The 25,901-nt window shown below is 56.0% G+C and carries 24 protein-coding genes; 10 read left to right on the forward strand and 14 right to left on the reverse strand.

The window, feature by feature from the left end; translation table 11 throughout:
- Window positions 1-5: 5 nt before the first annotated feature.
- The gene (locus tag AC2FMY_RS10900) at window positions 6-773 is read right to left on the reverse strand and encodes a DUF1013 domain-containing protein (protein WP_480748619.1); all 768 of its coding nucleotides are present in this window, start codon (window positions 771-773) and stop codon (window positions 6-8) included.
- A gap of 129 nt (window positions 774-902) precedes the next feature.
- On the opposite strand from AC2FMY_RS10900, the gene AC2FMY_RS10905 reads away from it, so the two are divergent.
- A complete protein-coding gene (locus AC2FMY_RS10905; protein WP_480748620.1) occupies window positions 903-1,532 on the forward strand; it encodes a ribonuclease T2 family protein in 630 nt (209 codons plus the stop codon).
- A gap of 5 nt (window positions 1,533-1,537) precedes the next feature.
- On the opposite strand, the gene AC2FMY_RS10910 is transcribed toward AC2FMY_RS10905, so the two are convergent.
- From AC2FMY_RS10910 to AC2FMY_RS10920, 3 genes are all read right to left on the reverse strand, one after another.
- Entirely contained in the window at window positions 1,538-2,026 is a 489-nt protein-coding gene (locus tag AC2FMY_RS10910; protein WP_496746655.1) for a hypothetical protein, read from the reverse strand.
- A 91-nt stretch (window positions 2,027-2,117) separates the two neighbouring features.
- Window positions 2,118-2,387 carry a CBU_0592 family membrane protein gene (locus tag AC2FMY_RS10915; protein ID WP_480748622.1) on the reverse strand — a complete coding sequence of 90 codons (270 nt, stop codon included), beginning with the start codon at window positions 2,385-2,387 and terminating at the stop codon, window positions 2,118-2,120.
- Window positions 2,388-2,436: 49 nt separating this feature from the next.
- Window positions 2,437-2,988 (reverse strand): helix-turn-helix domain-containing protein, encoded by a 552-nt coding sequence (locus AC2FMY_RS10920; protein ID WP_480748623.1) that lies wholly within the window; start codon window positions 2,986-2,988, stop codon window positions 2,437-2,439.
- A 106-nt stretch (window positions 2,989-3,094) separates the two neighbouring features.
- Here AC2FMY_RS10920 and ilvD point away from each other — a divergent pair, with 106 nt between their 5' ends.
- A complete protein-coding gene (gene ilvD / locus AC2FMY_RS10925; protein ID WP_496746659.1) occupies window positions 3,095-4,927 on the forward strand; it encodes a dihydroxy-acid dehydratase in 1,833 nt (610 codons plus the stop codon).
- A gap of 152 nt (window positions 4,928-5,079) precedes the next feature.
- Here the strand turns inward: ilvD and AC2FMY_RS10930 are convergent, their stop codons facing one another.
- On the reverse strand, window positions 5,080-5,898 hold the full coding sequence (locus AC2FMY_RS10930) for a sulfotransferase family protein (RefSeq protein WP_480748625.1): 819 nt from the start codon (window positions 5,896-5,898) through the stop codon (window positions 5,080-5,082).
- A 144-nt stretch (window positions 5,899-6,042) separates the two neighbouring features.
- Here AC2FMY_RS10930 and AC2FMY_RS10935 point away from each other — a divergent pair, with 144 nt between their 5' ends.
- Window positions 6,043-7,620 carry a DUF5928 domain-containing protein gene (locus AC2FMY_RS10935; protein WP_480748626.1) on the forward strand — a complete coding sequence of 526 codons (1,578 nt, stop codon included), beginning with the start codon at window positions 6,043-6,045 and terminating at the stop codon, window positions 7,618-7,620.
- 16 nt (window positions 7,621-7,636) lie between these two features.
- On the opposite strand, the gene AC2FMY_RS10940 is transcribed toward AC2FMY_RS10935, so the two are convergent.
- The 8 genes from AC2FMY_RS10940 to AC2FMY_RS10975 form a co-directional block, all read right to left on the reverse strand.
- Complete coding sequence (locus AC2FMY_RS10940) at window positions 7,637-8,281, reverse strand: DUF1523 family protein (RefSeq protein ID WP_480748627.1); 645 nt, start codon at window positions 8,279-8,281, stop codon at window positions 7,637-7,639.
- 10 nt (window positions 8,282-8,291) lie between these two features.
- On the reverse strand, window positions 8,292-8,558 hold the full coding sequence (locus AC2FMY_RS10945; protein ID WP_480748628.1) for a hypothetical protein: 267 nt from the start codon (window positions 8,556-8,558) through the stop codon (window positions 8,292-8,294).
- Window position 8,559: 1 nt separating this feature from the next.
- Window positions 8,560-9,897 carry a DUF6638 family protein gene (locus AC2FMY_RS10950; protein ID WP_496747369.1) on the reverse strand — a complete coding sequence of 446 codons (1,338 nt, stop codon included), beginning with the start codon at window positions 9,895-9,897 and terminating at the stop codon, window positions 8,560-8,562.
- Window positions 9,894-10,292, reverse strand: a complete 399-nt coding sequence (locus AC2FMY_RS10955; protein WP_496747371.1) for a hypothetical protein — start codon at window positions 10,290-10,292, stop codon at window positions 9,894-9,896. Before AC2FMY_RS10955 ends, AC2FMY_RS10950 begins: the two co-directional genes overlap by 4 nt.
- A gap of 67 nt (window positions 10,293-10,359) precedes the next feature.
- Window positions 10,360-12,291, reverse strand: coding sequence for an AAA family ATPase (locus AC2FMY_RS10960; protein WP_496747373.1), 1,932 nt, complete (start codon window positions 12,289-12,291; stop codon window positions 10,360-10,362).
- 73 nt (window positions 12,292-12,364) lie between these two features.
- On the reverse strand, window positions 12,365-13,489 hold the full coding sequence (locus AC2FMY_RS10965) for a hypothetical protein (protein ID WP_496747375.1): 1,125 nt from the start codon (window positions 13,487-13,489) through the stop codon (window positions 12,365-12,367).
- Between the two features lie 317 nt (window positions 13,490-13,806).
- A complete protein-coding gene (locus AC2FMY_RS10970; RefSeq protein WP_496747377.1) occupies window positions 13,807-14,886 on the reverse strand; it encodes a hypothetical protein in 1,080 nt (359 codons plus the stop codon).
- A 251-nt stretch (window positions 14,887-15,137) separates the two neighbouring features.
- The gene (locus AC2FMY_RS10975) at window positions 15,138-16,346 is read right to left on the reverse strand and encodes a M24 family metallopeptidase (protein WP_496747379.1); all 1,209 of its coding nucleotides are present in this window, start codon (window positions 16,344-16,346) and stop codon (window positions 15,138-15,140) included.
- Window positions 16,347-16,608: 262 nt separating this feature from the next.
- Here AC2FMY_RS10975 and AC2FMY_RS10980 point away from each other — a divergent pair, with 262 nt between their 5' ends.
- The 4 genes from AC2FMY_RS10980 (at window position 16,609) to AC2FMY_RS10995 (ending at window position 22,436) form a co-directional block, all read left to right on the forward strand.
- Entirely contained in the window at window positions 16,609-18,084 is a 1,476-nt protein-coding gene (locus AC2FMY_RS10980; RefSeq protein ID WP_496747381.1) for an NAD-dependent succinate-semialdehyde dehydrogenase, read from the forward strand.
- 154 nt (window positions 18,085-18,238) lie between these two features.
- Window positions 18,239-18,715: an SsrA-binding protein SmpB gene (gene smpB / locus AC2FMY_RS10985; RefSeq protein ID WP_496747383.1), complete on the forward strand. Its 477-nt coding sequence runs from the start codon at window positions 18,239-18,241 to the stop codon at window positions 18,713-18,715.
- A gap of 325 nt (window positions 18,716-19,040) precedes the next feature.
- The gene (locus AC2FMY_RS10990) at window positions 19,041-20,177 is read left to right on the forward strand and encodes a FecR family protein (RefSeq protein ID WP_496807378.1); all 1,137 of its coding nucleotides are present in this window, start codon (window positions 19,041-19,043) and stop codon (window positions 20,175-20,177) included.
- Between the two features lie 27 nt (window positions 20,178-20,204).
- Window positions 20,205-22,436, forward strand: coding sequence for a CHASE2 domain-containing protein (locus tag AC2FMY_RS10995; protein WP_496807379.1), 2,232 nt, complete (start codon window positions 20,205-20,207; stop codon window positions 22,434-22,436).
- 7 nt (window positions 22,437-22,443) lie between these two features.
- On the opposite strand, the gene AC2FMY_RS11000 is transcribed toward AC2FMY_RS10995, so the two are convergent.
- A complete protein-coding gene (locus AC2FMY_RS11000; protein ID WP_496807380.1) occupies window positions 22,444-23,424 on the reverse strand; it encodes a DMT family transporter in 981 nt (326 codons plus the stop codon).
- Between the two features lie 167 nt (window positions 23,425-23,591).
- On the opposite strand from AC2FMY_RS11000, the gene AC2FMY_RS11005 reads away from it, so the two are divergent.
- From AC2FMY_RS11005 to AC2FMY_RS11015, 3 genes are all read left to right on the forward strand, one after another.
- Complete coding sequence (locus AC2FMY_RS11005; protein ID WP_496807381.1) at window positions 23,592-24,110, forward strand: SRPBCC family protein; 519 nt, start codon at window positions 23,592-23,594, stop codon at window positions 24,108-24,110.
- 90 nt (window positions 24,111-24,200) lie between these two features.
- Window positions 24,201-25,130, forward strand: coding sequence for an ABC transporter ATP-binding protein (locus tag AC2FMY_RS11010; RefSeq protein ID WP_496807382.1), 930 nt, complete (start codon window positions 24,201-24,203; stop codon window positions 25,128-25,130).
- Window positions 25,127-25,888: an ABC transporter permease gene (locus AC2FMY_RS11015; RefSeq protein WP_496807383.1), complete on the forward strand. Its 762-nt coding sequence runs from the start codon at window positions 25,127-25,129 to the stop codon at window positions 25,886-25,888. The genes AC2FMY_RS11010 and AC2FMY_RS11015 overlap by 4 nt, the downstream gene beginning before the upstream one ends.
- Window positions 25,889-25,901 lie beyond the last annotated feature (13 nt).

The following is a 25,901-nucleotide window of genomic DNA, read 5'->3' on the forward strand; positions in this document are numbered from 1 at the left end:
ACCTGTCAGAAACGTGGATCGTCGCTGTCGTCTTCTTCCTCGTCTGCTCCGCCTTTGGGCAGGTTGAAGAAGCTGTCGGCGTCGATCATCGGTTCGTCATCTTCCTTGCTGTCGCTGTCGTCCGACAAAGAGAATGTCTCCAATCCTTCGATCGCGGTAGGGATCTTTGGTGACGCGTCCATTTCAAGCGACTGTTCGGTCGACACCAGCTTGCGACGCTCGTCGTCACTCATCACGCCGCCTTCTGCGGCTTTCTTGGCGGCGGCCTTCTGCACCACGGCATCCAGTTCGGACTGCTTGCACAGACCCAAAGCAACCGGGTCGATTGGCTGCATGTTCCCAATGTTCCAATGTGTGCGTTCGCGGATCGACTGGATCGTCGGCTTGGTGGTGCCCACCAGCTTGGCGATCTGGCCGTCGCTTAGCTCGGGGTGGAACTTGACCAGCCACAGGATAGAGTTCGGGCGGTCCTGCCGTTTGCTGAGCGGCGTGTAACGCGGGCCACGGCGCTTTTCTTCGCCAGATGCCGCCGGGTTGAACTTGAGCTTCAGCTTATGCAGCGGGTTGTTCTGGGCCTTGTCGATCTCTTCCTGAGACAACTGGTTGTTGGCAATCGGATCAAAACCCTTGACGCCGACTGCCACGTCTCCATCGGCGATGCCTTGAATCTCCAATTCGTGCATACCCACGAAATCGGCGATCTGCTTGAAGCTGATCGTGGTGTTATCCACCAGCCACACGGCGGTCGCCTTGGCCATCAGAGGTTTTGCCATGAGCCTCACTCCTTTGAATACATCTTTCCCGTCGCCGGAATTCGGCGGCCTCGCGAAGCGGGGCAGGTTTCCGTTGTCGGGGAACTCGGGCCGTATATAGTCCGACGTGACGAAGAAGGGAAGAGGTGAATGCGCTGGGTATTTTTGTGGGTTTTTTTGGTTTTTCCAGCATTGGCGATTGGTGAGGAGGCGGGCGAATTTGACTACTATGTTCTGTCTCTCAGTTGGTCGCCCAATTGGTGCGCCCGCGAAGGAGACGCACGCGGAGCGGAGCAGTGCGATGCGCGCCACGACTACGGATGGATAATGCATGGGCTTTGGCCGCAGTATCACAGGGGTTGGCCTGACTACTGCCGTACGATCCAAGCGCCGCCGACCCGGCGGATGACCCGGGAAATGGAGGATATTCAGGGAAGTGCTGGTTTGGCGTGGCACCAGTGGAAAAAGCACGGCACATGTTCGGGATTGAGCGCGGCCGATTATTTTGGCCTGTCGCGTCGGGCCTACGAAATGGTGGTTCGGCCTGAGGTATTTCGTAAACTGGACAAGACCATCAAGTTGCCGGCCGCAGTTGTTGAGGACGCTTTTCTGGAGGCCAACCCCGCTCTTGATCCCGACATGCTCACCGTCACCTGCCGCGATGGGTTCATCGAAGAAGTTCGGGTGTGCCTGTCAAAATCGCTGGAACCTGTTCCCTGCGCGCGAGACACGATACAGGACTGTCAGGCCAAGAATGCGGTGTTCCAGCCGATTCGCTAGCGCTGTCATCCCTGGTCTTTTTGGCATTCGCGAGCATATTCCAGCGCCTTAGCGGTTCCTTTCAGATCTATTGCCATGACCTTTTGCCCTGCAGGATTATACACTGTCATCACCTTGCGTAGGGCAATCGCAGTCACGAAATTCCGGTCCTTGAAGAACACTGTGGCCCCCGGAATTCGATCCTGACGGAAACCTATGGCGGTCGCATCAAAGTTTTCGCCATCCAGATCAAACCGGATTGGATAGGTTTTGCCCGGTTCGACATCTCCCCAAGCCTTGTTGTAAACGGTGAAATACCCGCGATTGTCCAATGCATCATATCCCAGCCGAACCACGGAAAGGTCTTGATAGACGGTCTGGATCAAGCAGCCATTGCCCAAAGCCGGGTCCATCATGATATTCCATCCTTCGGCAAAACCTTTGTCGACCAATTCCTGAGCCGGAGCAGATGTGGCAGTTAGGGCGGTAAGGGCGAGGGCAAACAGTTTTGTCATGGATAGGGTTCCGGCGCTGGATTTTTTCCAGCCATATCGCATGAGCCCTTGAGCCTGAAGTATTATTGCAAACTCTCGCGTGGATTTCAGGCTATCGCAGGTGGCGTGTCCGAAAATGCTGACCGATTCCGACAATGCTGATCAAGATCCAAAAGCATTCAATCAGCATCGAGGCCAGGTTGAAATTGGTCATCAGCGAGAAAACGATCAGAGCTGATCCTACGAGATTCACCACCGGAAATCTCAGATCGTCCGAGTTCAACCAACGCATCTGGGTCGCGAAGTAGGCGATCACAACGATCAATGCTCCGAATGATCCGATGGCGTCCGCCAAGGATAAGGTATCAAGAAATTCGGCCAAGGAGGTCTCCTGAACTTCATATTTTGTGCAAAACAAGTCAGCCTAGAGATTACGCAGGTGTCGGTTGCGCGTAATGGTGCATGTTGAGAAAGGTTGCTCCCGCGTGTCCCGCTCGGTAGCCGTGGGGCAGATCGGCGGCAAAGCGAAGCCCCTGACCTGCGTTCAGTGGAACCCATTCGCCGTCGCGCAGCACATCCAGAGTTCCATTCAGGACGAAAACCTCTTCTGTCACGCCTGCGGCATGCGCAGGGGATTCGTGGTATTGATCGGCGTACAAAGCCACGTGAAACGTTTCCGCACACAAGACAGGGTCGAAAGGAAATACGATCTTAACCCTGATTTCACCCGGAAAGGTCACCGTACGGAACACACCGGCATCGGTCGGGTCACGCAGGACATCGTGTCCAATCAATGCGCTTAGCGGCAGTTGGAAGCCTTTGGCGATCTTCCAAAGCGTGGCAATGGTCGGACTTGATTCGCCTCTCTCAATCTGGCCCAGCATGGCTTTGCTGACGCCAGTCAGTTCGGCCACTTTCGAGAGACTCAATCCCGCTGCCGACCTTACTTCCCGAAGTTTTAGGGTGATTTCGTTCGATTCCATGCCCGTGCCCCGCAATATCGCTTGTACGTTATAACGTACATCGGGTAGCGTGCGCTATAACGTACAAGCACCCTATCGCAGGGGCGGGCAAAAGGGAAAGAGCATCATGCCAATGTACCGATCCAGAACCTCGACTCACGGACGCAACATGGCTGGCGCGCGCGGTTTATGGCGTGCGACGGGCATGAAGGACGATGATTTTGGCAAGCCGATCATCGCCATCGTCAACTCGTTCACGCAGTTCGTGCCGGGGCACGTGCATCTGAAGGATCTTGGTCAGATGGTTGCGCGCGAGGTCGAGGCCGCGGGCGGTGTCGCCAAGGAGTTTAACACCATCGCCGTGGATGATGGCATCGCCATGGGTCATGACGGCATGCTCTATTCTTTACCGTCGCGCGAGATTATCGCGGATTCGGTCGAATACATGGTTAACGCCCATTGCGCTGACGCCATGGTCTGCATCTCCAACTGCGACAAGATCACTCCCGGAATGCTGATGGCCGCCATGCGCCTCAATATTCCAGCAATTTTTGTCTCTGGCGGACCAATGGAAGCGGGCAAGATCGATATTGCCGATCTGGATGCCAAAAAAATCGATCTTGTTGATGCGATGGTTGCCGCCGCAGATGACAAGTACACTGACGAGCAGGTCCGACATATCGAGGAAAACGCCTGTCCGACCTGCGGGTCGTGCTCGGGGATGTTCACCGCCAACTCGATGAACTGTCTGGCCGAAGCGCTGGGTCTGGCGCTGCCGGGCAACGGTTCGACGCTGGCCACGCATGCCGATCGCAAGGGGCTGTTTCTGGAGGCAGGACGCAAGATCGTCGAAATCACCAAGCGCCATTACCAGGACGAGGAGAAAGGCCTGTTGCCGCGCGAAATCGCAACCTTCGAGGCGTTCGAGAACGCGATGAGCCTGGACATCGCCATGGGTGGGTCTACCAATACCGTGCTGCACCTGCTGGCAATCGCCAATGAGGGCGAGGTGGACTTCACCATGACCGACATGGACCGGCTCAGCCGACAGGTTCCCTGTTTGTGCAAGGTCGCGCCGAATATTCACAATGTTCATATGGAAGACGTGCACCGTGCGGGCGGGATCTTTTCGATTTTGGGGGAACTCAGCCGTGCAGGCCTTTTGCACAATAGCGTTCCCACCGTGCATTCCTCGACCATGGGTGAGGCGATTGCAAAATGGGACATCAAGGTGGCCAACAATCCTGAGGCCGAGCAGTTGTTCAAGGCCGCGCCCGGAGGTGTCCGCACAACGCAAGCCTTCTCGCAGGCCAACCGGTTCAAAGAGTTGGACACAGACCGGGAAAAGGGCGTGATCCGTTCCAAGGAACACGCCTTCAGTCAGGATGGCGGTCTTGCGGTTTTGTTCGGAAACATCGCTCAGGACGGCTGTATCGTGAAAACCGCTGGTGTGGATGAAAGCATCCTCAAGTTCACCGGCAAGGCCCATGTCTGCGAAAGTCAGGACGCCGCAGTGAACGATATTCTGACCGGCAAGGTCAAAGAAGGTGACGTGGTCGTGATCCGCTACGAAGGCCCGCGCGGCGGTCCGGGCATGCAGGAAATGCTCTACCCGACCTCCTACCTGAAGTCGAAGGGCCTCGGCAAAGCCTGCGCTCTCTTGACCGATGGGCGATTCTCGGGGGGCACATCGGGCCTGTCGATTGGCCATGTCTCGCCCGAGGCAGCCGAAGGCGGGACCATCGGCCTGGTGCGTCAGGGTGACAAGATCGAAATCGACATCCCAAACCGCTCGATCCATCTGGCCGTCACGGATGAAGAACTTGCCCAACGCCGAAAACAGCAAGATGCTGCAGGCTGGCGTCCCGCAGAGCCGCGCAAGCGCAAGGTGTCAACCGCGCTGAAGGCCTATGCCAAACTGGCCACCAGCGCGGCAAAAGGGGCCGTTCGTCAGCTTTGAACGCCAAGTAAAAACAATCGATCCGCCCAATTGGCGGATCGTCCTGTTTCACGAATGTGATTTCGAAAATCGATGACCTGTGCCAACCGGTTTTGTGAACTGGTGGAGTGTCATCATTGGCATTCCGCACGGGAGGCGTTTTGATCGACGCTTCAATCCCCCAGCTTGGCGTGCACCTCGTCCAGGTCGATCTCGCCTATTGGCAACTTGTTGGCGGGGTTCGCGAAGTCGTATTTGAACAGCTCGAAATCGCGCTTGTAGATTTCATAGACAAGATGCATCGACAGATCGTCAAAATAGTCCTCGACCGGATGGGCGCGTTTTGGGCCGTGCCCTTCGGATTCGTTGAAGCGTGGAATTTCTGCCAGATCGACCGGATGCCGGACATCGATACTGTCCAAGACACCCTGCATGCCGTCATTGAAATTCTCGGTCCAGAAAATCCGGTCGTATTTTCCGCCATTTAGAATGAAGGTGGAGATGTGTCCCGACATGGCCGACCAGTGAATGTCTGGATCCATCGGGCGTCGCCAGCGGATCGTGTCGCGTGCGAACAGCAGGAAGCGACGAAAGCTCTTGATCTGGTCGAAGTCCTGTTTGCCGTCGTCACCGCCAACTTCGATACCGTAGTTGTATATTAGTGACGGAACCAGGTTGCCACGGTACCTTTTCCCATTGCGCTGGATTCCGCAAATCTTGTCGAAGAACGAGCTGAGAATCCGCGTATATGGGTTGCGTACGCAGGTGAAAGCAAAAGAACTGTGAGATTTCACATTGCGGCTGATCGGCTCCTGGCTATGGTCGAAGGCCCATTTATGCAAGCCGTCCTGAGCATCATGGATGTCGCCGTCGAAAAACCTGCCGTGATCCGAATAATACATGATCTGGCCGATGGTCGAGCAGGCGCATTTCGGCACCACGCGATACACCATGCTTTCACTTTCCGTCATCCAAGTGCCGGGAAATCCCATCTGCCGTGCCTCCAATACCTGCTTCGTTTCAATTCAATCGGCAGGCGTTATGTTCAAAAAAGCAAAAATACCGAGTTTATTCAATCGCTCGTTCGCATTATCAGGGTGTTCCAAGAGCAGCAATAAGGCACATCGTCCAAAGAAATGGCTAGAATTGCGTATATCCTTTTGTGCCACAAGGACCCCGAGGCGATCATTGCCCAGTCAGAGCAACTGACGGCGGCGGGCGACTATATCGCGATTCATTTCGATGCCAGGGCGGGAAGCGCGGAATTCGAACGTATTCGGTCTGCCCTGTCACCCAATCCGAACGTGACGTTTGCCCGTAAACGCATCAAATGCGGTTGGGGCGAATGGTCCTTGGTGCAAGCTTCGCTTTACGCTGTCGAGGCCGCCGTCGAGGCATTTCCGCATGCCAGCCATTTCTACATGCTGTCTGGGGACTGCATGGCGATAAAGACGGCTGAATACGCGCATGGTTTTCTGGATGCTAACGACAAGGATTTCATTGAAAGCTTTGATTTTTTTGAAAGCGACTGGATCAAAACCGGAATGAAGGAAGAACGGCTGATATATCGCCATTTCTTCAACGAACGGTCGCAGGCGTGGTGGTTTTACAGGTCGTATGAACTGCAGAAATCACTTGGGCTGTCGCGGGACATACCCTCGGATATTCAGATCATGATCGGCAGCCAGTGGTGGTGCCTGCGCCGTCAGACCATCGAGAAAATCTTGGAAGTCACCCGCGTAAGGCGCGACGTGATGCGGTTCTTCAGAACCACATGGATACCCGACGAGACTTTCTTCCAGACGCTCGTGCGCCATCTCATTCCCCGAACCGAAATCGAAAGTAGAACGCTCACATTTCTGATGTTTTCGGATTATGGCATGCCGGTTACATTCTACAATGATCACTACGATCTGTTGCTGTGCCAGGACTTCCTATTCGCCCGCAAGATCAGCGCCGAAGCTTTGGAGCTCAAGAAAAGGTTGGGGCAGCTTTATGCGGCGACGGGTGTGACGTTTCAGATATCGAACGAAGGGGGCAATCTATACAGCTACCTGACCAGCCGGGGACGGATTGGGCGGCGGTTCGGTCAGCGATTCTGGGAGACGGAAAGCACTCTGGGGCGGGATCGGGAACTGATAATCCTGATCTGCAAGAAGTGGCATGTCGCCAAACGCCTGCTAGACCAGATATCTAGTCACACCAACTTTCCGGTGGTCGAGTATCTGTTCAACGAGGAAGACACTCTCCTGCCGGATCTTGGTGGTATTGAATCGGCTTTGTACAAGCGCAGCCGCCATTGTCGCGCGTTGCTGCGGATGTTGTTCGATTACTTCGAATCCAACTGTCTCGTGATCTGCCTGGACCCTGCGAATCTGGATCTTATCGAGGATTTTTGCTCTGACCGCTCGGTGACCCGCCTCCTGGAAATCGAGTGTGAATACACCGACGAATATCTCGTGGGCCATGCCCATCGCGTCGGATTGGCCGGAGAGCATACACCGCCAGCACATCTGGACCGACTTTTGCCCACGATCCGAAACGACATCGCTCATGAGGCCGATTGTATTCGCGATGCCGGGTTTCAAAACTACAGCAGGATTAGTGAAACACACCCGAAAGAAGAGAACGCAAAAAAACTGGCCGAGGTTCTGCGGATTCCGCAAGAACTGGCGCTAGAAATATTGTCGGTAGATTATCTGTTTTCCGATTGAGGGCGGTTCTGCCGGCTTACTTGGACTTCCAGCTGTCCAACCAACGGCGCAACCGACCGCGCCGTTCATCAATAGCGTCGCCAGCCGCGTAAAGACTGTCCTCGACGCTGTCGATCATCGGATCGATCCGTGCTTTGCGGAACCGGCGCCAGCGCACCCAGATGGCCCAAACAAGTGCGAAAAACAGAGTCAGGAAGAAGATGTTGAACCACGGGATGATGCGGGCATCTGGTCCGTCGACCGGCTTGATGATGATTGCATTCGGGAAGATCGACAGGAATTCGTTTCGCCAACCATAATGCGTGACGGCCACCCATTCGGGATTGTCCTTGGTCGAAATGGCGTCATTTGCCTCGGTATACAGATTGGCGGTGTCAAATTTGAAATACGGCGGCCAGCCCCAGCCGGTATCTTCGTTGCGATAGACGATGGGCTTGCCGTTGGCCCGTACTGCCTGAATGAACTGCACGTCGCGGTTTGACAGGCTGGTCGATTGATCCTCGGGTTCCGACCAGAAGATGCGGGTCCAGTCGGTCAGGTCCTGCCGTTCCTCATAGGTGTTGACGATGCGCACCACGTCATGTTGGGGCAGGGAGTATTGCAGGAAAGCACCCAGTGTAACCCAGAAGATCAGGATGATTGCCCATTTGACATAGACCATTTGAGGGTCCTCACATGTAATTCACGATATAGATCAATACCGCGATTGCCACCCACGGTATGATATAGACACCAAGGATCAGTTTGCGACGGAACGAATTGTCATAGACCTTGAGCCCGCGTTCCACAAACGCTTCTTTGTTGCCCGTCTTGCGCTGTTCATCCCACCACGTTTCCAGCTTGTCGCGCCGGACATTGCGGGAATAGATCGACAGGACGACATAGGCAATCGTCTGCAGCACAAGCAAAATGAATATCAGCCGCAGCGCACCCAGCATCTCAACCTCTCCTGACCGCGCCCCAGGGGCCGGCGCGGTGAATGATGTCTTCGCTCACCTGGTCCTCGCCGCTCATATCGGGTTCGTGCCCGAAGAGTGCGGCGCGCGCGCCCGCCTTGTCCACCTGATATTCCCGCGCAAGGAAATCTGCCACATAGGCGCGCTTGGCATCCGGCCAGGTCGCATAGGTTCGATAAAACAGTTCCTTGTGGCAGATGAACATCTGGCGCGGGTCAAGCGGCGCCAGCTCGGCCAGCAGCATGTTGACCAGATCACGGTCGCGCGTGTCCGCCGCGCGCAGCGTGTAGAAATAGGCCGGGTGGTCCGAGGTGATGCGCGGCCACGACCCGCCATCCTCGGCCCAGCGCAGCAATTGCGCCAACCCGTGATAAGCTTCCGGCAACCGGTCCGCATGATTGCGTGCCAGACGGCGCATGTCGGTGCGATCCAGCCCGGTCAGGTCGATGCCCGCGCCAGCAGCGGTGTCGATGGTGATGAAATCCATCTTTTGCCGCAGGATCGCTGCCGCGTCGACGCCACGCGCCTTGACGATAGGTTCGACCAAGTCGTTGAGGTCCAGAAACTTGGCGATCCGGTTCCGCTCGGTCAGATCAAAGACGTAGCGGATCGGCAGGTCATCCGGTTTCGTGCCTGCACATATCGCCGCCGGGTGGTCCAGATCGGGAAACAAATAGAGCCCGCCGAAATGGGCCGTCCAGAAATTGCGCTGCTCAAAGGCCGTGTGGCGCAGGTGAACGGGGTTGCGCGTGACGTCGCCGGTTTCTTTGGCGGTTTCGATCATCCTGGCGATCAGTACGTCGTCGAACCAGGCGTCCTCTTCGGTCTTGAACCGCTCTACCATGCCCGCGAGTTGCTGCGCCTTGCGCAGAGTGCCGCCTGCGGTATCAGCCTCAATCTCGATCTTGCGTAGGTTCAGCAGATCATTGGGCGTCGTGAGCTTGAAAACCGAGTTCACCAACTCTCCGGCCACCGCATCGGTGGCGGTCAGGGCGAATAGCTGCGCTTCATTCATCTCGATGAACTCGCGCAGAATATCGCGCGAGGTCGAGAATTTGACGTTCAGCAACGGCGCGCGTTTCTGCTCGGTCGTCAGCAGGATGAACTGCCGGTTGACCCCGTTGGGGTTGAGGTAAAGCTCGTCCTCCAGCTCAATCCCCACCTCGGGCGAATAGCCCGAGATATCGACGTGGAAATCCGTCAGCGCCGTAGCCTTGCCCGCCAGATGCTGCAGCGCGCGATTATACCGCTCGACCAGAGCCGGGCTGGAGATGTGGACAAGGTTGCCGAACATCAGGCCTTTTTTGATGAGGCGGATCATATTCTTGGGTCTTTCGGAATTTTAAGTCCCCCGCCATTTGCTCTTAGGTATCCACAGATAAGTAGCAGCGGTATAGTCCAGCAGGGCAATAACAAGGCACTCCTGAAGACCACGTAGTCAAATTTATTGTCGCCAAGTCCACTGGTCCAAGGAGCGACGTCATGCAAATCTGCGCAAGTATATATTGCCCAGTAGGAAACCGCACTAGCAACGAACAAACCGATGAAAGACAGCAAAACGGCTGACCAGAAAGCTCGTTTTGCTACGCTTTGGAAAAAGACGGCTGCAAATACGCCGATAGCAATCAAAGTGATTGCCAAAGCGACATGCGCTTTAACACCGACCCCGCAGGAATAGTCCGCCATAAATCCAGCAATCAATAAACCTGAAATCAATTGGCCAAACCTCGTGTTCTAAGATCACTCATTATCCTGATCCTGTGGTGTATTCCTCTACTGTTCGTCACCCCTTCCCCTCCAGATACCGCCGCTTGGCCTCTTCCATCCTCGCCATCTCGCGGACAGCGTTTTCGATGGCGACCTCGTCGCTCTTGTCGGCATAGCGGAACTCGCTGTCGGCGTAGCGGTTGATCTCCTGGATCACCATCTCGACCGTGATCGGCTGGCGCAGGTCCTCGATCATGGCCTTCTTGGTGTCGTAGTCGCGGAACAGGAACAGGTCGGGGTTCTCCATCCATTCGTCGGGCAGTTCGAAATCCATCGCGCGGACCTTGACCGCGTCGGTGATGTTCTTGATCGCGCGACCGGTGAACCGTTCATCCGCCTGCTGGATCGCCTTGAGGTAGGTGCCCAGCTTGGCGATGGTGTCCATCTGGCCGATATCACCGGAAACCCGGTCATAGACCTGCAGCAAGGCATCCTCATGCGGGCGGGAGTGGCTCTCGAAACTGGCGGCGACGGCCTTCTTGATCTCCTGCGCGGCGTAGGCGTCGTGTTCGCCCAGCGGAATGTCGTGGTTGCGGCCCATCAGCAGGTGCAGGATGTCGATGTAATCCTCGCGCGTTTGCGGCCCGTCCACCAGGAACCGTGCGCCCGCCCGCTGGCGCAGGGCGTCGTCCACATTCTCGGGGTAGTTCGAGAACATGCCAAAGGTGCAGTTACCGCGTACAACGGTGTTGGCGCCGGCAAAGCTCTCCATCAGCACAGCGGTGATTTCCAGCTGCCCGGCTGACGACTGCCGGTCACCGCGCTTACCCGCCAGCTGGTCGATATCGTCGATGGTGCCGAAACCGATGACCGAGGGGTCGATGATCGTGTTGATAAAGGCCTTGGCGTTCTGGCCGGACTTGCCCTGATAGCTGTCGATATTGTCGGTGCTCAGGTTCTGATAGCGGAACGGATAGCCCGCGTTCTGGCAATACTCGTTGATCAGCCCGGCCATCATCTGGATCAGGGTGGTCTTGCCGGTGCCCGGTTTGCCGTCACCCATGAAGGTAAAGATGAACCCGCCAAGTTCCGCAAACGGGTTCAGGCGGCGGTCGAAGTCGTAGGCCATCAGCATCTTCGCCAGCTTCATCGCCTGATACTTGGCGATATGGTTGCCGACCACCTCGTTCGGCTTCTTGAACGTCATGGTCAAGGTGGTGGATTTTGCCTTGGAGGCCGGCTCGAACCCCCGGATCGTCAGGTCGTCGGCCTCGATATGCCAGGCTGCGCTCTGGAACGGGGCCAGATGACCTGCGGACCCTGCGCGCAGGGCGGATTTCTCCATCAGTTGCTCGGCATAGGCACTGGTGGCCGCGATCAGATGGGCGTCGTCGGGGGCGTGTTTGGCCAGCGTCTGGTCCAGCTCCCACAGCGCGCCGTGCAGGGCAAGTTGGCCATTGTCGGTCAGGATCTCTTCGATCTCGCCGATATCGACGGTGGTTTCGCCTAGGTGCGAGGACATCAGATAGGCCAGCGCATTGCCGAAGGTGTGAGACGTGATCAGCGCCTCAGCCGTCAGCAATTCCGAGAACTCGGTCTTGCGCGCAGCTGGCAGATCCCCGGCCAGATTGGCGCGTTTCAGGTCGGCCAATGGGGTCTGTTCCGCATAGGTGTCGGCCACGGCCAGAGCGATTGCGATGGCGCGGCGGATCGCTTGTTGTGCAGTTGCCTGCGGCGGCGAAACCAAGGCGTCACCATCATCCGACGCCTCGATCCGCTCAACCAGATGCACCCCGTCTGCGCGCACGGTCCGGCGTGTCACCAACCCCGGTGTCGTCGAGCGAAACCGCCGACCAGTCGAAACACCCGGCGAGCGTTCAACGGTGGCTTCTACCGCCTTGGCAATTCGCGGCGCATGCTCGAACCCGTTTAGCAAGGCGGTCGCCGCCGGATAGTGCTTGCGAATGTCGTCTTCGCGCAATTCCATCTGATCTGACGTCAAACTCATCTGTTTCCTCGCAATGTCGGGCTGAAGCCCGGCCTACTTTGTCGCGTAGGGTGGGTATCAACCCGTCACCTGCTCAATACCTCAACACTTGCCCAGCCTTGCCGACCACAAACTTTCGCACATCGGCAAACCCCGGCGGGTTGCGTTCGGCCAGCACCTGAAACGGGCGCTGTGGCAGGATGATCGACCGTTGGGTGCGGGTGGCCCCGGTCTCGGCCCCCTGCCCGCCAAAAGGATCCAGCGCAAAAACCTCACGCTCAACAGTTGAGAACCAGCCGGCGCGTTCCTCGATGACCTCCTCGCTGTGTAGCTCTTCGGTGGTCCAGGCCAGCGCCCAATCCTGCCCTTGCGGAGATTGCGCGTCCTCCAGCACCTGCCGCAAGGGGCCAGATTGTTCGGTAAACGCCGAAGAATACATCGGCCCCACATGAATGCGGCGCAGGTGTTTGGGATGCAGGTCATCGAAATCCTGATCAAAGCCCTTGGCGATGGTCACCAGTTTCAGCCCGCCCAAGGATTGCGCCATTAGGTGAGCCTGCACTTCGGGCCAGCGGCGTTGATCCTTGGGCAGGGCGGTTTTGCCGCTATCCTCCAACTGCATCAGGTAGATGACCGGCAGGTTGATCTGGCTGTCATAGACCGCCCAGTGGATCATGAACTTGCGCCGCTCGCCCTCATTCCCGATCCAGTGACATTCGGGATCGTTGCGGGCCCAGAACAGCTGACCTTTCAGCAATTCCTCATAATAGAGCCTTTGGGACAGCGCGAATTGCAACTTGGTCGGGATGTCCCGGTCACCGATGATGGTGCGAACCATGTCGGTTTTCAGGTCGTCTTCCGAGGGCATATTCGCCAAATGCACCTGCGCCTGTTGCGCGTCATTGGCCATGGTCAGCAACTCGGCCGCCACCGGAAACCCGCTGTCGCGCTTGTCCATGGCGAGGCTGCCAAAGAACCGCCCCGTGTCGCGCCCAACCAGCAGGTATTTCATGGACAGCGCGCGGAAGGTGTAGAGCAGCCCCGAAAGGTAGCGCGACACAATCCGCACCTCTTGCTTGCTGATCGCGCCCTCGGCCTCCATCGTCGCGGCCACGCGCAGGAGGTGGACGGTGATCACCTCGAACTTGCGGAAATACCGGCGCGAGGCGAAAGTGTCGGTCAGGCCGACATGGTCTTGGGTGGGGCTTCTATCGGTCATCTTGGAGCGTCCAAGTCCTTCCCGTTTTTGTCGATGTGAAACCACCAACGATATAGCGGCGAGCCAATACTATACAGCACAACCTCGGGATTAATCCCAACTAAACGCTGAAAACGAAGCCCCCTCTCGCTACCCCAACTCAGCCAGCACAAAAACCGAATGAGCCAAGCGCCAAAAGCCATCGAAAGCAGTATCTGGATAGTCTCGGGATAGATCGGCTTATGCTCTATTACACCCAACTTTTCTAAAAACTCTGGAACCATAAGTGGACCAGGGCTCAAGACCATCAATACTAACTGCTGGTAAGCAAAACGCACTTAACCACCATACAAATTCTTATCATGCTTCTCGACAATCGAGGCAAATCGGCGCGCGAACCGCTCATCCGCCTTGGCCTTTTTCTCCAGCACGTCGCGGGCAAAGACCATGTGGTCCTCATGCGCCTCAAGCATGTCGGCCATCTTCTGGTTGGTTGCGGTGCCGATGGCGGCCATGGCCGTCTGCGCCTCTTGATCGGTTTGCACACCAATCTCGTTGATGCGGTGGGCCACGTCCTGCTGCTGCGCGGTTTTCAGCGATTTGGTCAGGGCGTCATACAGCACCACGCGCTGCTGCGTGTCTGTCTGTAGTTTGTTGATCAGCACCATCTGCGTCGCCGCCTGGTTCTGCAGCGAGTCGACCCAGGTTTTGCCCTTTTCGATATAACGCTCCAGTGTCTGCGATTTAGCCAGCTTGACCTGTTCTTCCTGAACCTTGGCGTTGTATTGCTTGTTCAACTCGGCCAGTTCGGTCTCCAGCTGGGTCCGCGCGGCGGCGTCCTGTTCGACGCTGATCTTGTTTTCCAGCGTGATGATGGTCGGGTCCATGCCTTGTATTTCTGCGCGCAGCGCCTCTAACTCCTGAACCGTGAACTCGCGGTCATCAAGCGTCGCCGTCAGGTTGTCCTCGACCTTCACACGCTGCTCTTCCAGTACCGACAACTGCCCTTCCAGCAGCTTTACAATCACGTCGGATTTGGCGATCAGGTCTTGCAGTTTGTCGTCGATATTGGCGGTACGCATCCTTTCTTGCCGCATCGACTCGGACTTGGCCTTGGCGAAGATGCCCACGAAGCTCTCCCACCCGGTTTTCGAGCGCATCTCGTCGAAATCCTTGGAAAACGCGTTGGTGACGTCGTCCAGCCCCATGATCAGCTCGGCAATATTGGCGTTCATCACCTCGGTATGGGCGTGCACATCCTCAAGCGTGGCGTTTTCGATGTCGATATCGGCCTCGGCGGTGCCGATCTTGGCCCGTGCCGCTTCGATGCGCGAGGTCAGCCCCTCGATCTGCGATTGGCTTTCGCGGACCTTCTTCTGTGTATCTTCAATCAACGCTTCAAATTGCTGGTTCGACATTTTGCCCTCTCGTTTTTTCTTATTCAAGCTAGAGATAGGGTATGTTAAGTTAATTTACATCCCTGCCTTTTCAATTTTCACGCGAACTCTGACAAACCTTCTCCGAAAAGAAAAGAGATATGGCGGAACAGGGCGCCCCTGCGACGTCGCGCCCCGTTATCAAACAAAAAAGGGCCGCCTGATCTTGGGCAGCCCCTTCATCTTTTTCCAATACTCCCGCCGGAGGCTTGGCCCATCAGGGCCAAACCCGCTTAGCCAACGACGTTGAACTCCGGGCCATAAGGATAGCCGGTGATGTTTTCGTTGCCGTCTTCGTTGATGACCAGAATGTCGTGCTCGCGATAGCCCCCAGCGCCGGGTTGACCATCCGCAATCGTCAACATTGGTTCCATCGAAATCACCATGCCCGGTTCCAGAACCGTGTCGATGTCTTCGCGAAGTTCCAGCCCAGCCTCGCGGCCGTAATAGTGCGACAGCACGCCGAACGAGTGGCCATAGCCAAAAGTGCGATACTGCAGCAGGTCGCGTTCGGCGAAAAAGTCGTTGATCTTGTGGGTGATCTCGGCGCAGCTTGCACCGGGCTGCAACAGGCTCATGCCGTATTCATGAGCGGCGACATTTGCTTGCCAGATTTTCAGGCTGGCTTTGTCGACTTCCTCAACGAACATCGTCCGTTCAAGAGCAGTGTAGTAACCCGAGATCATGGGAAAGGTGTTCAAAGAGAGGATATCACCGCGCTGCAGAACGCGGCCTGTCACCGGGTTGTGTGCGCCGTCGGTATTGATGCCGGACTGGAACCAGACCCAAGTGTCGCGGTACTCGGCATCCGGAAACCGTTTTGCGATTTCCAATTCCATTGCATCACGGCCCGCCATCGCAACGTCAATCTCTCGCACACCAGCCTTGACAGCATCGCGGATGGCATAACCACCCACGTCCGCGACCTGTGCACCGTGGCGGATCAGCGCGATTTCTGCGGGCGATTTCATCATCCGTTGGCGCATGGTGGTTTCGAACATATCGACCATGGCCGAGGGCTTGAGAAAGTTTTCCAGCTTGTCGCGCTGCATCAGGCTCAGGTGGTCACTTTCATAACCGACCACCTGGCCTTCGCCGGCAACCGATAGAATGGCACGCCAATAATTGTCGCGCTGCCAGTCGGTATAGGTGATGTTGTCGCCATAGCATCGCCGCCATGGCTGGCCAGCATCGATGCCTGCGCTTATTGTGACCGACTCTGTTTCGGTGACGACCAAGCCATAGGGGCGGCCAAAAGCGCAATACAGAAAGCCCGAATAATAAGCGATGTTGTGCATCGACGTGAAAACGGCGGCACCAACACCTAGATCGGCCATGCGCGCGCGCAAGCCTTTCAGTCTGGCCTCGTATTCGGTGTCCTCGAACTGCAATTGGGTTTGTTGGCCGTTGTGATAACGGTAGAATTCCGGACGTGCGGTCATAAGACCCTCCTTGACAGAAGGTCCCGGCGTTCAGGACGGGGAAGTGGGCGCATGCATTGCGGCATGAGGCGACGCCATCGCCAGGGCCCGCGCGCAATCTGTACTATCGCAGAGAGTCGATCAAGCGGGAGTTTTCGTTATGTTTTGGTCAGATGAAAAATTTGATCAAATCTGGATTGATTCATAGGGCCGAGTGGACATAGACAAGTGCCAGACCACTTGATTGAGTGGGCGAAACCATTCTCTAGCCGGAGGCTGACCCATGCTGGATACGACGACCGATCTCAAATCGCTCCTGAAGAAACCGGAACTGCTGGCAACCAAAGCCTTTATCGGAGGTCAATGGGTTGATGGCGAAAACGGGACGTTTGCCGTGACCAATCCTGCACGCGGCGATGTGGTGGCCGAGGTGGCGGATGTCAGCCGGGCACAGGTTGCGGGAGCGATTGCGCAAGCAGAGGCGGCACAGAAAGAGTGGGCGAAATACACTGGCAAGGAACGCGCTGCGATCCTGCGTCGCTGGTATGACCTGATGATGGAAAATGCCGAGGACTTGGGTAAAATCCTGACCGCCGAGCAGGGAAAGCCGCTGGCCGAAGCGATTGGCGAGATCGGATATGGCGCGTCCTTCATCGAATTCTTTGGCGAAGAGGCCAAACGCATCTATGGTGAGACCATACCGGGGCATCAGCGGGACAAGCGGATCATGGTGCTGAAACAGCCGATTGGTGTTGCAGCGTCGATCACTCCGTGGAACTTCCCCAACGCGATGATTACCCGCAAAGCGGGTCCGGCGCTGGCCGCTGGCTGCGCGTTCGTCGCGCGCCCTGCCGCAGAAACGCCGTTGTCTGCGTTGGTTCTTGCTGTGCTGGCAGAGCAGGCTGGTATTCCAGCAGGCGTGTTTAGCGTGGTTCCGTCCTCACGCGCCAGCGAGATCGGCAAGGAATTCTGCGAAAACCCGGGCATTCGCAAGCTGACCTTTACCGGTTCGACCGAAGTTGGCCGTATACTGCTGCGTCAGGCAGCCGATCAGGTGATGAAATGCTCTATGGAGTTGGGTGGGAACGCGCCATTCATCGTGTTTGACGACGCCGATCTGGATGCAGCCGTCGAAGGCGCAATGATGTGCAAGTTCCGCAATAACGGCCAGACTTGTGTTTGTGCCAACAGGATCTATGTCCAAGCCGGTGTATATGACGCATTCGCAGCCAGGCTGAAGGCGGCAGTTGAGGCCCTCAAGGTTGGCGATGGTTTGGCCGAAGGCACAACGACCGGGCCATTGATCAATGCTGATGCCGTTGAAAAGGTGCGCGAGCATATCAAGGATGTTACCTCGCATGGCGGCGCGGTTCTGACTGGTGGGCTGCCCCACGATTTGGGGGGTACATTCTTTCAGCCAACGATTGTGACAGGTGTGACACAGAACATGAAAGTCGCACAGGAAGAAACTTTCGGCCCACTTGCCCCCCTCTTCAAGTTTGATGACGTGGATGATGTGATAGCGATGGCCAATGACACGATTTTCGGGCTGGCCGCCTATTTCTATGCCAAGGATCTTCGCCGGGTTTACAAGGTTGCAGAGGCGCTGGAATACGGAATCGTGGGCGTCAATACCGGCATCATCTCAACAGAGGTCGCGCCATTCGGCGGCGTCAAACAGTCTGGTCTCGGTCGCGAAGGCAGCCACCATGGGATCGAGGACTATCTTGAAATGAAGTATATTTGCATGTCGGTGTAAGAGCATTGAAATCGAGTTCAAAGCTCGCCGTTAGGCGGGCTTTTCTGCTTGGGTAATTTTCAATCCATTGTTGATTTTTCAAATGGCGTACCTTCGCAACTTTTGCGATCAAACCGCTTGCATGGGTGTTGCAAGGCCCCTAAATCACAGCGTTATGGCCAAACCGAAATCAGACCCGAATTACAAGGTGATCGCCGAGAACCGGCGCGCGCGCTTCGATTATGCTATCGAGGACGATATCGAGTGCGGCGTTGTTCTTGATGGGTCCGAGGTCAAGGCCCTGCGCGCGGGTGGATCGAACATCGCCGACAGCTACGCAGCGGTGGAAAACGGTGAATTATGGTTGGTCAACTCCTATATCCCGCCCTATGAACAGGCCAAAGTGTTCAAGCACGAAGAACGCCGTCGACGCAAGTTGTTGGTATCACGAAAACAGATGTCGGATCTGTGGAACGCTACCCAACGCAAGGGAATGACCTTGGTTCCGCTGGTGCTCTATTTCAACCACAAGGGACTGGCGAAGATTAAGATTGGAATAGCCAAGGGCAAAAAGTTGCACGACAAGCGTGAAACCGAGGCGAAACGCGATTGGTCTCGCCAAAAACAGCGGTTGATGAAAGATCACGGATGATTATTGGCACGGTTTTCCGCCGGTCAAGCTTCAATATCGACAATCAAATGTGACTGTCGTGGTGCGCAATGGACAAACGCATACGTAGGCGAACTCTTGCAAAACTCTCCGACTATGCGGCATAGTTGTGTCAATTTAGTGGCATTATAGAGCCAATACAGGCGCCTCCAGGCCCGGCAAGGGTCTGCCTCACCCAAGCTTTGGGTGGGTGTTGTGTACCTCATGGAGGGGGTGTGGGTTGACCTGTTTGCGTCTTGCTGGAGCTTTTGTCCTCTTTCTGCTTGTCTTATTCCCGGCCAGTCGGGTGTTTGCTGCAATCGGCAAAGTGATAGACGTCCGCCAGGGGGCCAGTGTGACATCTGGCGGGGATGATCGTGTGATGCGTGCCGGAATGGTCGTCGAAAACGGCGACGTCATTACAACGGATGGTAGCGGGGTCGTTCAGATCCTGTTCAGCGACGAAACCAAGATTGCAATAGGCCCCAATACACGCATGGTATTGGATGTTTCGATGATGCGTGGCGATCAGGCCGCCAGGAATTTTGCGGTCAAGGCGCTGGGGGGTAGTTTCCGTTTCATATCCGGAAACAGCCGGAAGTCGGCCTATTCGATCACGACGCCGACCGCGACCATGGGTGTCCGCGGAACAATTTTTGATGTTTGGGTTCTGGGTGAACAACAAAGCACGATGGTGATCCTCGAAGGCACCGTCCGGATGTGCGGCATACGCAACAGATGCTCGTTCGTGCGAGGGCAATGCTCGATGGTTGCCACAACGCCGGGGGGCGGTGTCGGTCGTCCGATCGATAACCAACAGGCTGTTCGTGCGTTGAACAACGGATTTCCGTTCATCCTGTCCCAAAGCCAACTGGATCCTGCCTTTCGGGCAGATGTCGGCGGTTGTGGAAGCTTTGCTGTTGTGCCAACTGGGGCGGGCATCATCCCAATTCGCGCTGTACCCGTACCTAAAACGCCGGTTACGCCAGATCCACCCGTGGTCGATACAGCAACCCCACCTTCTGATCCTCCTCCATCCCCTCCGACGACCGAACCGCCTTCGCCGCCTCAGCCTCAGCCACCAGGCATTCTGGGCTTCCCGGGGCAGAGCGGTGTAGCCGGGGGCAACAGTCGTGGCCAAGGGAACGCGGTGAGTGACGGTCAGCATGGTACTGGCGCCGGGAATGGGCAGGGTGCCGCCAATCGCGGCGGAAATGGCCCAGATACAGGAGCAACCGGCGATGGTCCCGGTCAAAGTGCGGGGCAAGGTAATTCAGGGTCGGCGCCGGGCGGAGGTAAAGGAAGTGCTTCTTCCGCCGGTTCAGGAAATGGCAAAGGCGTTGGGGTTGGTGGATCGCCGGGACAAAGCGCCGGGCGCGGAAGCTCTGCCGGTCGTGGCGAGGTCGGTGCCGGAAGCAATGGCGGTGGAAACGGGTCATCGGGCGAGAAAGGAGGAAGAGGTTGATGGGCCCGGGATCGAAAGCTGAGTGACATGGCCTGGCTGACCGCAAGCAAGCAGCGCAATTGGACGTTTCGGGGTATTGGGCTGTTGCTGATCCTTTTGGGGTGCCTGCTGCGGATATCGGATCCTTATCCGGTTCAGGCCGCACGGATGATCTATTTCGATTATCTGCAGCGGTTGTCCCCCCGAGACTTCAATCCTGAACTGCCGGTCCGTGTCGTCGATATCGACGAAGCCTCATTGTCTGAAATCGGTCATTGGCCCTGGCCGCGCACGAAGCTGGCCGAGCTTGTCCAAAGGCTTGGAGAATATGGGGCGGCGGCCATTGCGTTTGATATGCTGTTTGCCGAACCGGACAGGTATTCCCCCGCGCGATTATCGGGGGACCCGGCTTTCAAGGAACTGTTGCGGGATGATATTGCGGCAACCCTCTTAGACAACGATATCCGGTTTGCAAATACCATTGCAGAATGGCCGGTAGTTCTTGGTGTAGCGGCCAGACTGCAAAGTGACGGTTTCGAAGTAGCGCCGAAGACCGGCATCGTCGAGATTGGTGAGCGCCCGACGTCAAGGTTGCCTCGTGTATCCAGTTGGACACCTCTGGCAACGCCTTTGGGAGAAACAGCGCTAGGGATTGGCGGTGTAAACGTCTCGCCGCTCGGTGGGCTTGGTGTGGTCCGCACGGTTCCCCTTTTGTGGATGGGGCCCACCGGGGCCTTGCCCAGTCTGAATGTCGAAGTTCTGCGTGTTGCCACCGGCGTAGCTAATATCTTTGTCGAGGGTTCCCAGGATGAACCCGGTGTCATGCTTTCGCTGGACTTCGGTGGCTTTCAGGTGCCGACAACGGAAAACGGTGAGATATGGGTGCGATACAGACGCGATGATCCCGGACTTTACCTTTCAGCAAAGGATGTCCTCAAGACGGGTCTGGATTCCGCTTTTCAGAAAGAAATCCAAGGTCGGATCATATTGGTGGGTACATCAGCTGCGGGCCTGCTGGATATCCGCGAAACCGCTCTGGGAGAGTCGGTTCCAGGCGTATCGATCCATGCCCAGATCATCGAGCAAATCCTTCTCGGAGAGGTTCTGCGCCGCAGCGATGTTACGGCCGCCTTGGAATTGATCGCGTTCATCGCATTGGGATTGATAGTGACCAGCGTCATGTCCGGCTCAGGCGCGGTCCCATCGTTCGTCTCGGGTGGGATTGCGGCGACATCGGTTGTCGGGGTGAGCTGGTTTGCCTTTCACGCCAACTCCATCTTATTTGATGTGACATTTCCACTAATTGGTGGAATGGCGAATTTCGGATTGCTGGCTGGGTATCAGTACATCGTGACCGAGCGCGACAAGCGCGCGATCAGGCAGACGTTTTCCCACTATGTCGCTCCAGAGATTCTGGACGAAATGGAAGCGAGCGGTCAGGCCTTGAAACTTGGCGGTGAAACGCAGGACATAACCGTCATGTTCTCGGACATTCGCGGTTTCACCCCGTTGTCTGAAATACTACCCGCGTCCGAACTCGTGACCCTGCTGAACGCGTTGTTTTCCAAACTGGGAGAACAAATTCTTGCGGAAAAGGGCACGATCGACAAGTTCATCGGTGATGCCATCATGGCGTTCTGGAATGCACCGTTGCCGGTTGAGGACCACCCGGCGCGGGCGGTGTGTGCCGCATTGGCGATGCGGCGGGCAATGGCCGAATTCAACGCCTCCCAAAAGATGGACGGGCAGGCCTCTTTGGCGCTGGCAACTGGCTGCGCCACTGGCAGCGCTTGTGTCGGCAATATCGGATCGCGAAAAAGGTTCAACTACACGGCCATTGGCGACGTGGTAAATGTTGCCTCGCGTCTCGAGGTCGCTTGCCGATACGTCAACTATGACATTGTTGTGTCGAAGCCGGTTTACGAAGCGACTAAAGGCAAGCTTGCCATGTTGGAAGCAGGGGCTGTTCACCTCAGGGGAAAATCCGAACCAGAATCGATTTTTGTTGTTGTTGGCGATCAGGAAGTTTTGACGTCACAGAGCTTCGCAAGGCTGGCAGAGGCCCATTCCAAGATGATGGAAAAACTGCAAGATGCCGGACAAACTCGGGACATGGCCGCGTTGGCGTCTGACTGCGCGCAACTGGCCTCAAAGGTAGAACCCGGACTGGCTGCATTCTATAGGGAAATACCAAGGCGGGTTCAGGATTTTTCTCAGCACATCGCCACGACCGATATCGCCTTCAGGCATTTCGAGCGTTCGCGAATGGCCGGTGAATGACCACAGATCAATATCGGGCTTTGATTTCAGTGCGCGCAATTTCTTTCGCTTTTTGGCGTTCGCGCAAAAAGACGAACAGCCCGGCCCCTATGATCATCGACATGCCCAGCCAAACCACTGTTCCCGGCAATTGCCCCCAGATTAACCAGCCCCAGAATACGGCCATCGGCAGGCCGACATATTCAAATGGGGCGACAGTTGCTGCGTCGGCAACCCGATAGGCTTGGGCCAGGCAATAGGCAACGATTCCCGAGTTCAAGCCAAGCCAAATCACAAAAACCCAATCTTCGTTCGCAGGCCATACCCAGGCACGCAAAAGAAAACTTAGACTGGGGTTGTCTGTCCCCGCTACGAAGCGCCCATCACCTGCAACCAGATAGAAGCCAACGGAGACGAGGATGAACATGCCTTGGATATAGGTTGCCAGCGCCGAGGCCGACGTCGTTGCGCCGAGTTTTCGTGTCATGAGTTGGTTCAATGCATAGGCAAGCGCTGAAAGAACCGGCAGCATCAATACAAGCCGATTTGCATCCATCGTGTCGCTACCGTGCCAAGGCCGTTGCATGACGACGACGCCAACAAATCCGACGACGACTGCGCCGATCCGCAACGGACCGACTTTCTCGCCAAGGACCGGGATAGAAAGGACGGTAATGAACAGCGGCGCAGCAAAGAATAGCGCTGTCGCATCGGCAAGCGGTGCTGCGGCGAGTGCAACAAAGAAAGTCATGTTTGATATCACGACCAAAAGACATCGCACGGTATGCAAAAATGGATGGCGTGTTCGCAAAATTCCGACGCCACCTTCGAAATATACCAGCGCTAGCGATAGAACCATGCCGATCGACGACCTCAGGAACACTATCTCATGCAAGGGATAATTGCCAGAAAACTGCTTGATCAGCATGTCGTTGACAGAAATCGCAAACATGCCACAAATGATAAAGGCGATACCGGCGGCTGACCGGTTTTGTTGTACATGTGACACGGTAGGCTCTCCCAGCGAACGACTTGATGTTTTGCCAAGCAGAAACACCGCTATCATAAGGACTTTGGAGTTCCCAATCTCAATATCGGAGTTGTACCTGTTGCGCAGGTCTGCCTTCTGGCGCAAGGTTTTGACCGGATACGCACGACGGCAGAGGAGGTGCAGGCATGCACATGAGTGATACTCGGGAGATCCAGGCGGCTCCTGCGGAAGTTTATGCAGCGTTACTGGACCCTGACGTTCTCAAAGAATGCGTGTCTGGCGCGCAAGAGGTCACCGGAAACCCGGAGGACGGTTATGAAGCGACCGTTGTTCAAAAGGTTGGTCCGGTCAAGGCAACCTTCAAAGGCACCGTGACCATGTCCGGCATGTTGAAAAACGAGCGTCTTACCATCGCCGGGGAAGGAAAGGGAGGCGCTGCCGGTTTCGCAAAGGGCGAGGCGGCGGTGACATTGGCTCCGGCCGATGGTGGTGGCACTGTGTTGTCCTATGATGTCGATGCAAAGGTTGGCGGAAAACTTGCACAGTTGGGAAGCCGACTGATCGACGGGTTTGCCAAGAAAATGGCGGATCAGTTTTTCGAGAACCTTCAGGCACATCTCGAAGGCCCGGCTGAACTGGTGGAAGAGTTAGACGAGCCTGCCAAAAAGAAAGGCTGGCTTGGTAAGCTGAAAGGTTCGTCCTGAATTTGCGCAATCGCGCAAGCTTCTGTGCGCAAATGGCCTGTTCTGTCAGCCCGGCGCGCGATAGGGTCTCCGGCAGAACGGGGAACAGGCATGTCGACCATTTTGTCCATCAAGAACCTGCGCAAGTCTTATGCTGACGGTTTTGAGGCGTTGAAAGGCGTCACGCTCGACATCGAGGAAGGTGAGATTCTTGCCTTGCTCGGGCCAAATGGCGCTGGCAAAACCACATTGATTTCCACGATTTGCGGCATCACTACCCCATCGTCGGGAACTGTGACTGTTGGTGGTTATGACATTCAGAACGATTTTCGATCGGCCCGTCGAATGATTGGCCTGGTGCCGCAAGAGATTGCGCTTGAACCGTTCGAAAAGGTCTGGAACACGGTCCGGTTCTCGCGCGGGCTGTTCGGGCATCGGATGGATGATGCAAAGATCGAGGGTATCCTGCGCAAACTCTCGCTTTGGGACAAGCGCAAGAACGCTATCAAGGAACTGTCCGGCGGCATGAAACGAAGGGTGCTTATTGCCAAGGCGCTGGCGCATGAGCCGCGTGTCCTTTTTCTGGACGAACCTACCGCAGGCGTGGATGTGGAACTGCGCAAGGACATGTGGGATATCGTAGCTGAACTGAAGCAGAGCGGCGTCACCATCATCCTGACCACACATTATATCGAAGAGGCCGAGGCAATCGCCGACAGGGTAGGCGTCATCAACAAAGGCGAGTTGCTGTTGGTGCAGGACAAGAGCACCCTTATGGCGCAGATGGGCCAAAAGCAGATTGAGGTGATGCTGACTGAGCCGATCACTGCGGTTCCCGAAAGTCTTTGCCATCACAAACTGTCACTAAGCGGGAATGGCGAAGCGCTGGTCTATACGTATGATACCCATGCCGAGCGGACCGGTATCACTACGTTGCTGAACGACGTTGCAGAGGCGGGACTTGTTCTGAGAGATGTGCAGACACGACAATCCAGCCTGGAAGAAATCTTTGTCAATCTGGTGTCGGGGGACATGCAATGAACTGGGCCGCAATCGCTGCGATCTACCGCTTCGAGATGGCACGTTTCTTTCGCACGCTGGCGCAAAGCTTTTTGTCGCCGGTGATTTCCACATCGCTCTATTTTGTGGTTTTTGGAACAGCTATCGGCAGTCGCATTCAGGAAGTCGAAGGCGTCTCTTATGGCGCGTTCATTGTTCCCGGTCTGATCATGCTATCCGTTGTCATGTTGTCGATTTCGAACGCGTCGTTTGGCATCTACTTTCCCAAATTCCTTGGAACGATTTATGAATTGCTGTCCGCGCCCGTGAACTTCTTGGAAATCGTTATCGGCTATGTCGGAGCGGCCGCGACAAAGGCGTTGTTTGTCGGGCTGGTGATTCTGGTCACATCGACCTTCTTTGTCGATATCCGGGTAGAGCATCCCTTGGCCATGGCTGCGTTCCTGATTTTGTCGTGCCTCAGCTTTGCGCTGCTCGGGTTTATCGTTGGCATCTGGGCAAGTAACTTCGAACAGATGTCTCTTATCCCGCAATTGGTGGTGACGCCGTTGATTTTTCTTGGCGGCACGTTTTATTCCATTTCTATGCTTCCTCCGGTCTGGCAGACGATTACACTCTTCAACCCGGTGGTTTATCTGATCTCGGGATTTCGGTGGTCGTTCTATGGATTGGCCGATGTACCCATCGGGTTCAGCCTGCTGGCCATAGTCGTGTTTACCGTAATTTGCCTTGGAATCATCTGGTGGATCTTCAAAACAGGTTGGCGTCTTCGTAGCTGAAATCGCACGGGGG

The sequence above is a fragment of the Ruegeria sp. YKSE079 genome, from assembly GCF_059612845.1.

Excerpts from the sequence above, each read along its gene's own strand:
- AC2FMY_RS10930 (WP_480748625.1), bottom strand. The coding sequence starts at position 5,898 with ATGGGATTTCCCGGCACTTGGATGACGGAAAGTGAAAGCATGGTGTAT.
- AC2FMY_RS10970 (WP_496747377.1), bottom strand. The coding sequence starts at position 14,886 with ATGTCGAACCAGCAATTTGAAGCGTTGATTGAAGATACACAGAAGAAG.
- AC2FMY_RS11010 (WP_496807382.1), top strand. The coding sequence starts at position 24,201 with ATGTCGACCATTTTGTCCATCAAGAACCTGCGCAAGTCTTATGCTGAC.
- AC2FMY_RS10975 (WP_496747379.1), bottom strand. The coding sequence starts at position 16,346 with ATGACCGCACGTCCGGAATTCTACCGTTATCACAACGGCCAACAAACC.
- AC2FMY_RS10935 (WP_480748626.1), top strand. The coding sequence starts at position 6,043 with ATGGCTAGAATTGCGTATATCCTTTTGTGCCACAAGGACCCCGAGGCG.
- AC2FMY_RS11015 (WP_496807383.1), top strand. The coding sequence starts at position 25,127 with ATGAACTGGGCCGCAATCGCTGCGATCTACCGCTTCGAGATGGCACGT.
- AC2FMY_RS10965 (WP_496747375.1), bottom strand. The coding sequence starts at position 13,489 with ATGACCGATAGAAGCCCCACCCAAGACCATGTCGGCCTGACCGACACT.
- AC2FMY_RS10980 (WP_496747381.1), top strand. The coding sequence starts at position 16,609 with ATGCTGGATACGACGACCGATCTCAAATCGCTCCTGAAGAAACCGGAA.
- smpB (WP_496747383.1), top strand. The coding sequence starts at position 18,239 with ATGGCCAAACCGAAATCAGACCCGAATTACAAGGTGATCGCCGAGAAC.
- ilvD (WP_496746659.1), top strand. The coding sequence starts at position 3,095 with ATGCCAATGTACCGATCCAGAACCTCGACTCACGGACGCAACATGGCT.
- AC2FMY_RS10995 (WP_496807379.1), top strand. The coding sequence starts at position 20,205 with ATGGCCTGGCTGACCGCAAGCAAGCAGCGCAATTGGACGTTTCGGGGT.
- AC2FMY_RS10940 (WP_480748627.1), bottom strand. The coding sequence starts at position 8,281 with ATGGTCTATGTCAAATGGGCAATCATCCTGATCTTCTGGGTTACACTG.
- AC2FMY_RS10905 (WP_480748620.1), top strand. The coding sequence starts at position 903 with ATGCGCTGGGTATTTTTGTGGGTTTTTTTGGTTTTTCCAGCATTGGCG.
- AC2FMY_RS10945 (WP_480748628.1), bottom strand. The coding sequence starts at position 8,558 with ATGCTGGGTGCGCTGCGGCTGATATTCATTTTGCTTGTGCTGCAGACG.
- AC2FMY_RS10950 (WP_496747369.1), bottom strand. The coding sequence starts at position 9,897 with ATGATCCGCCTCATCAAAAAAGGCCTGATGTTCGGCAACCTTGTCCAC.
- AC2FMY_RS10910 (WP_496746655.1), bottom strand. The coding sequence starts at position 2,026 with ATGACAAAACTGTTTGCCCTCGCCCTTACCGCCCTAACTGCCACATCT.
- AC2FMY_RS10960 (WP_496747373.1), bottom strand. The coding sequence starts at position 12,291 with ATGAGTTTGACGTCAGATCAGATGGAATTGCGCGAAGACGACATTCGC.
- AC2FMY_RS11005 (WP_496807381.1), top strand. The coding sequence starts at position 23,592 with ATGCACATGAGTGATACTCGGGAGATCCAGGCGGCTCCTGCGGAAGTT.
- AC2FMY_RS10900 (WP_480748619.1), bottom strand. The coding sequence starts at position 773 with ATGGCAAAACCTCTGATGGCCAAGGCGACCGCCGTGTGGCTGGTGGAT.
- AC2FMY_RS10920 (WP_480748623.1), bottom strand. The coding sequence starts at position 2,988 with ATGGAATCGAACGAAATCACCCTAAAACTTCGGGAAGTAAGGTCGGCA.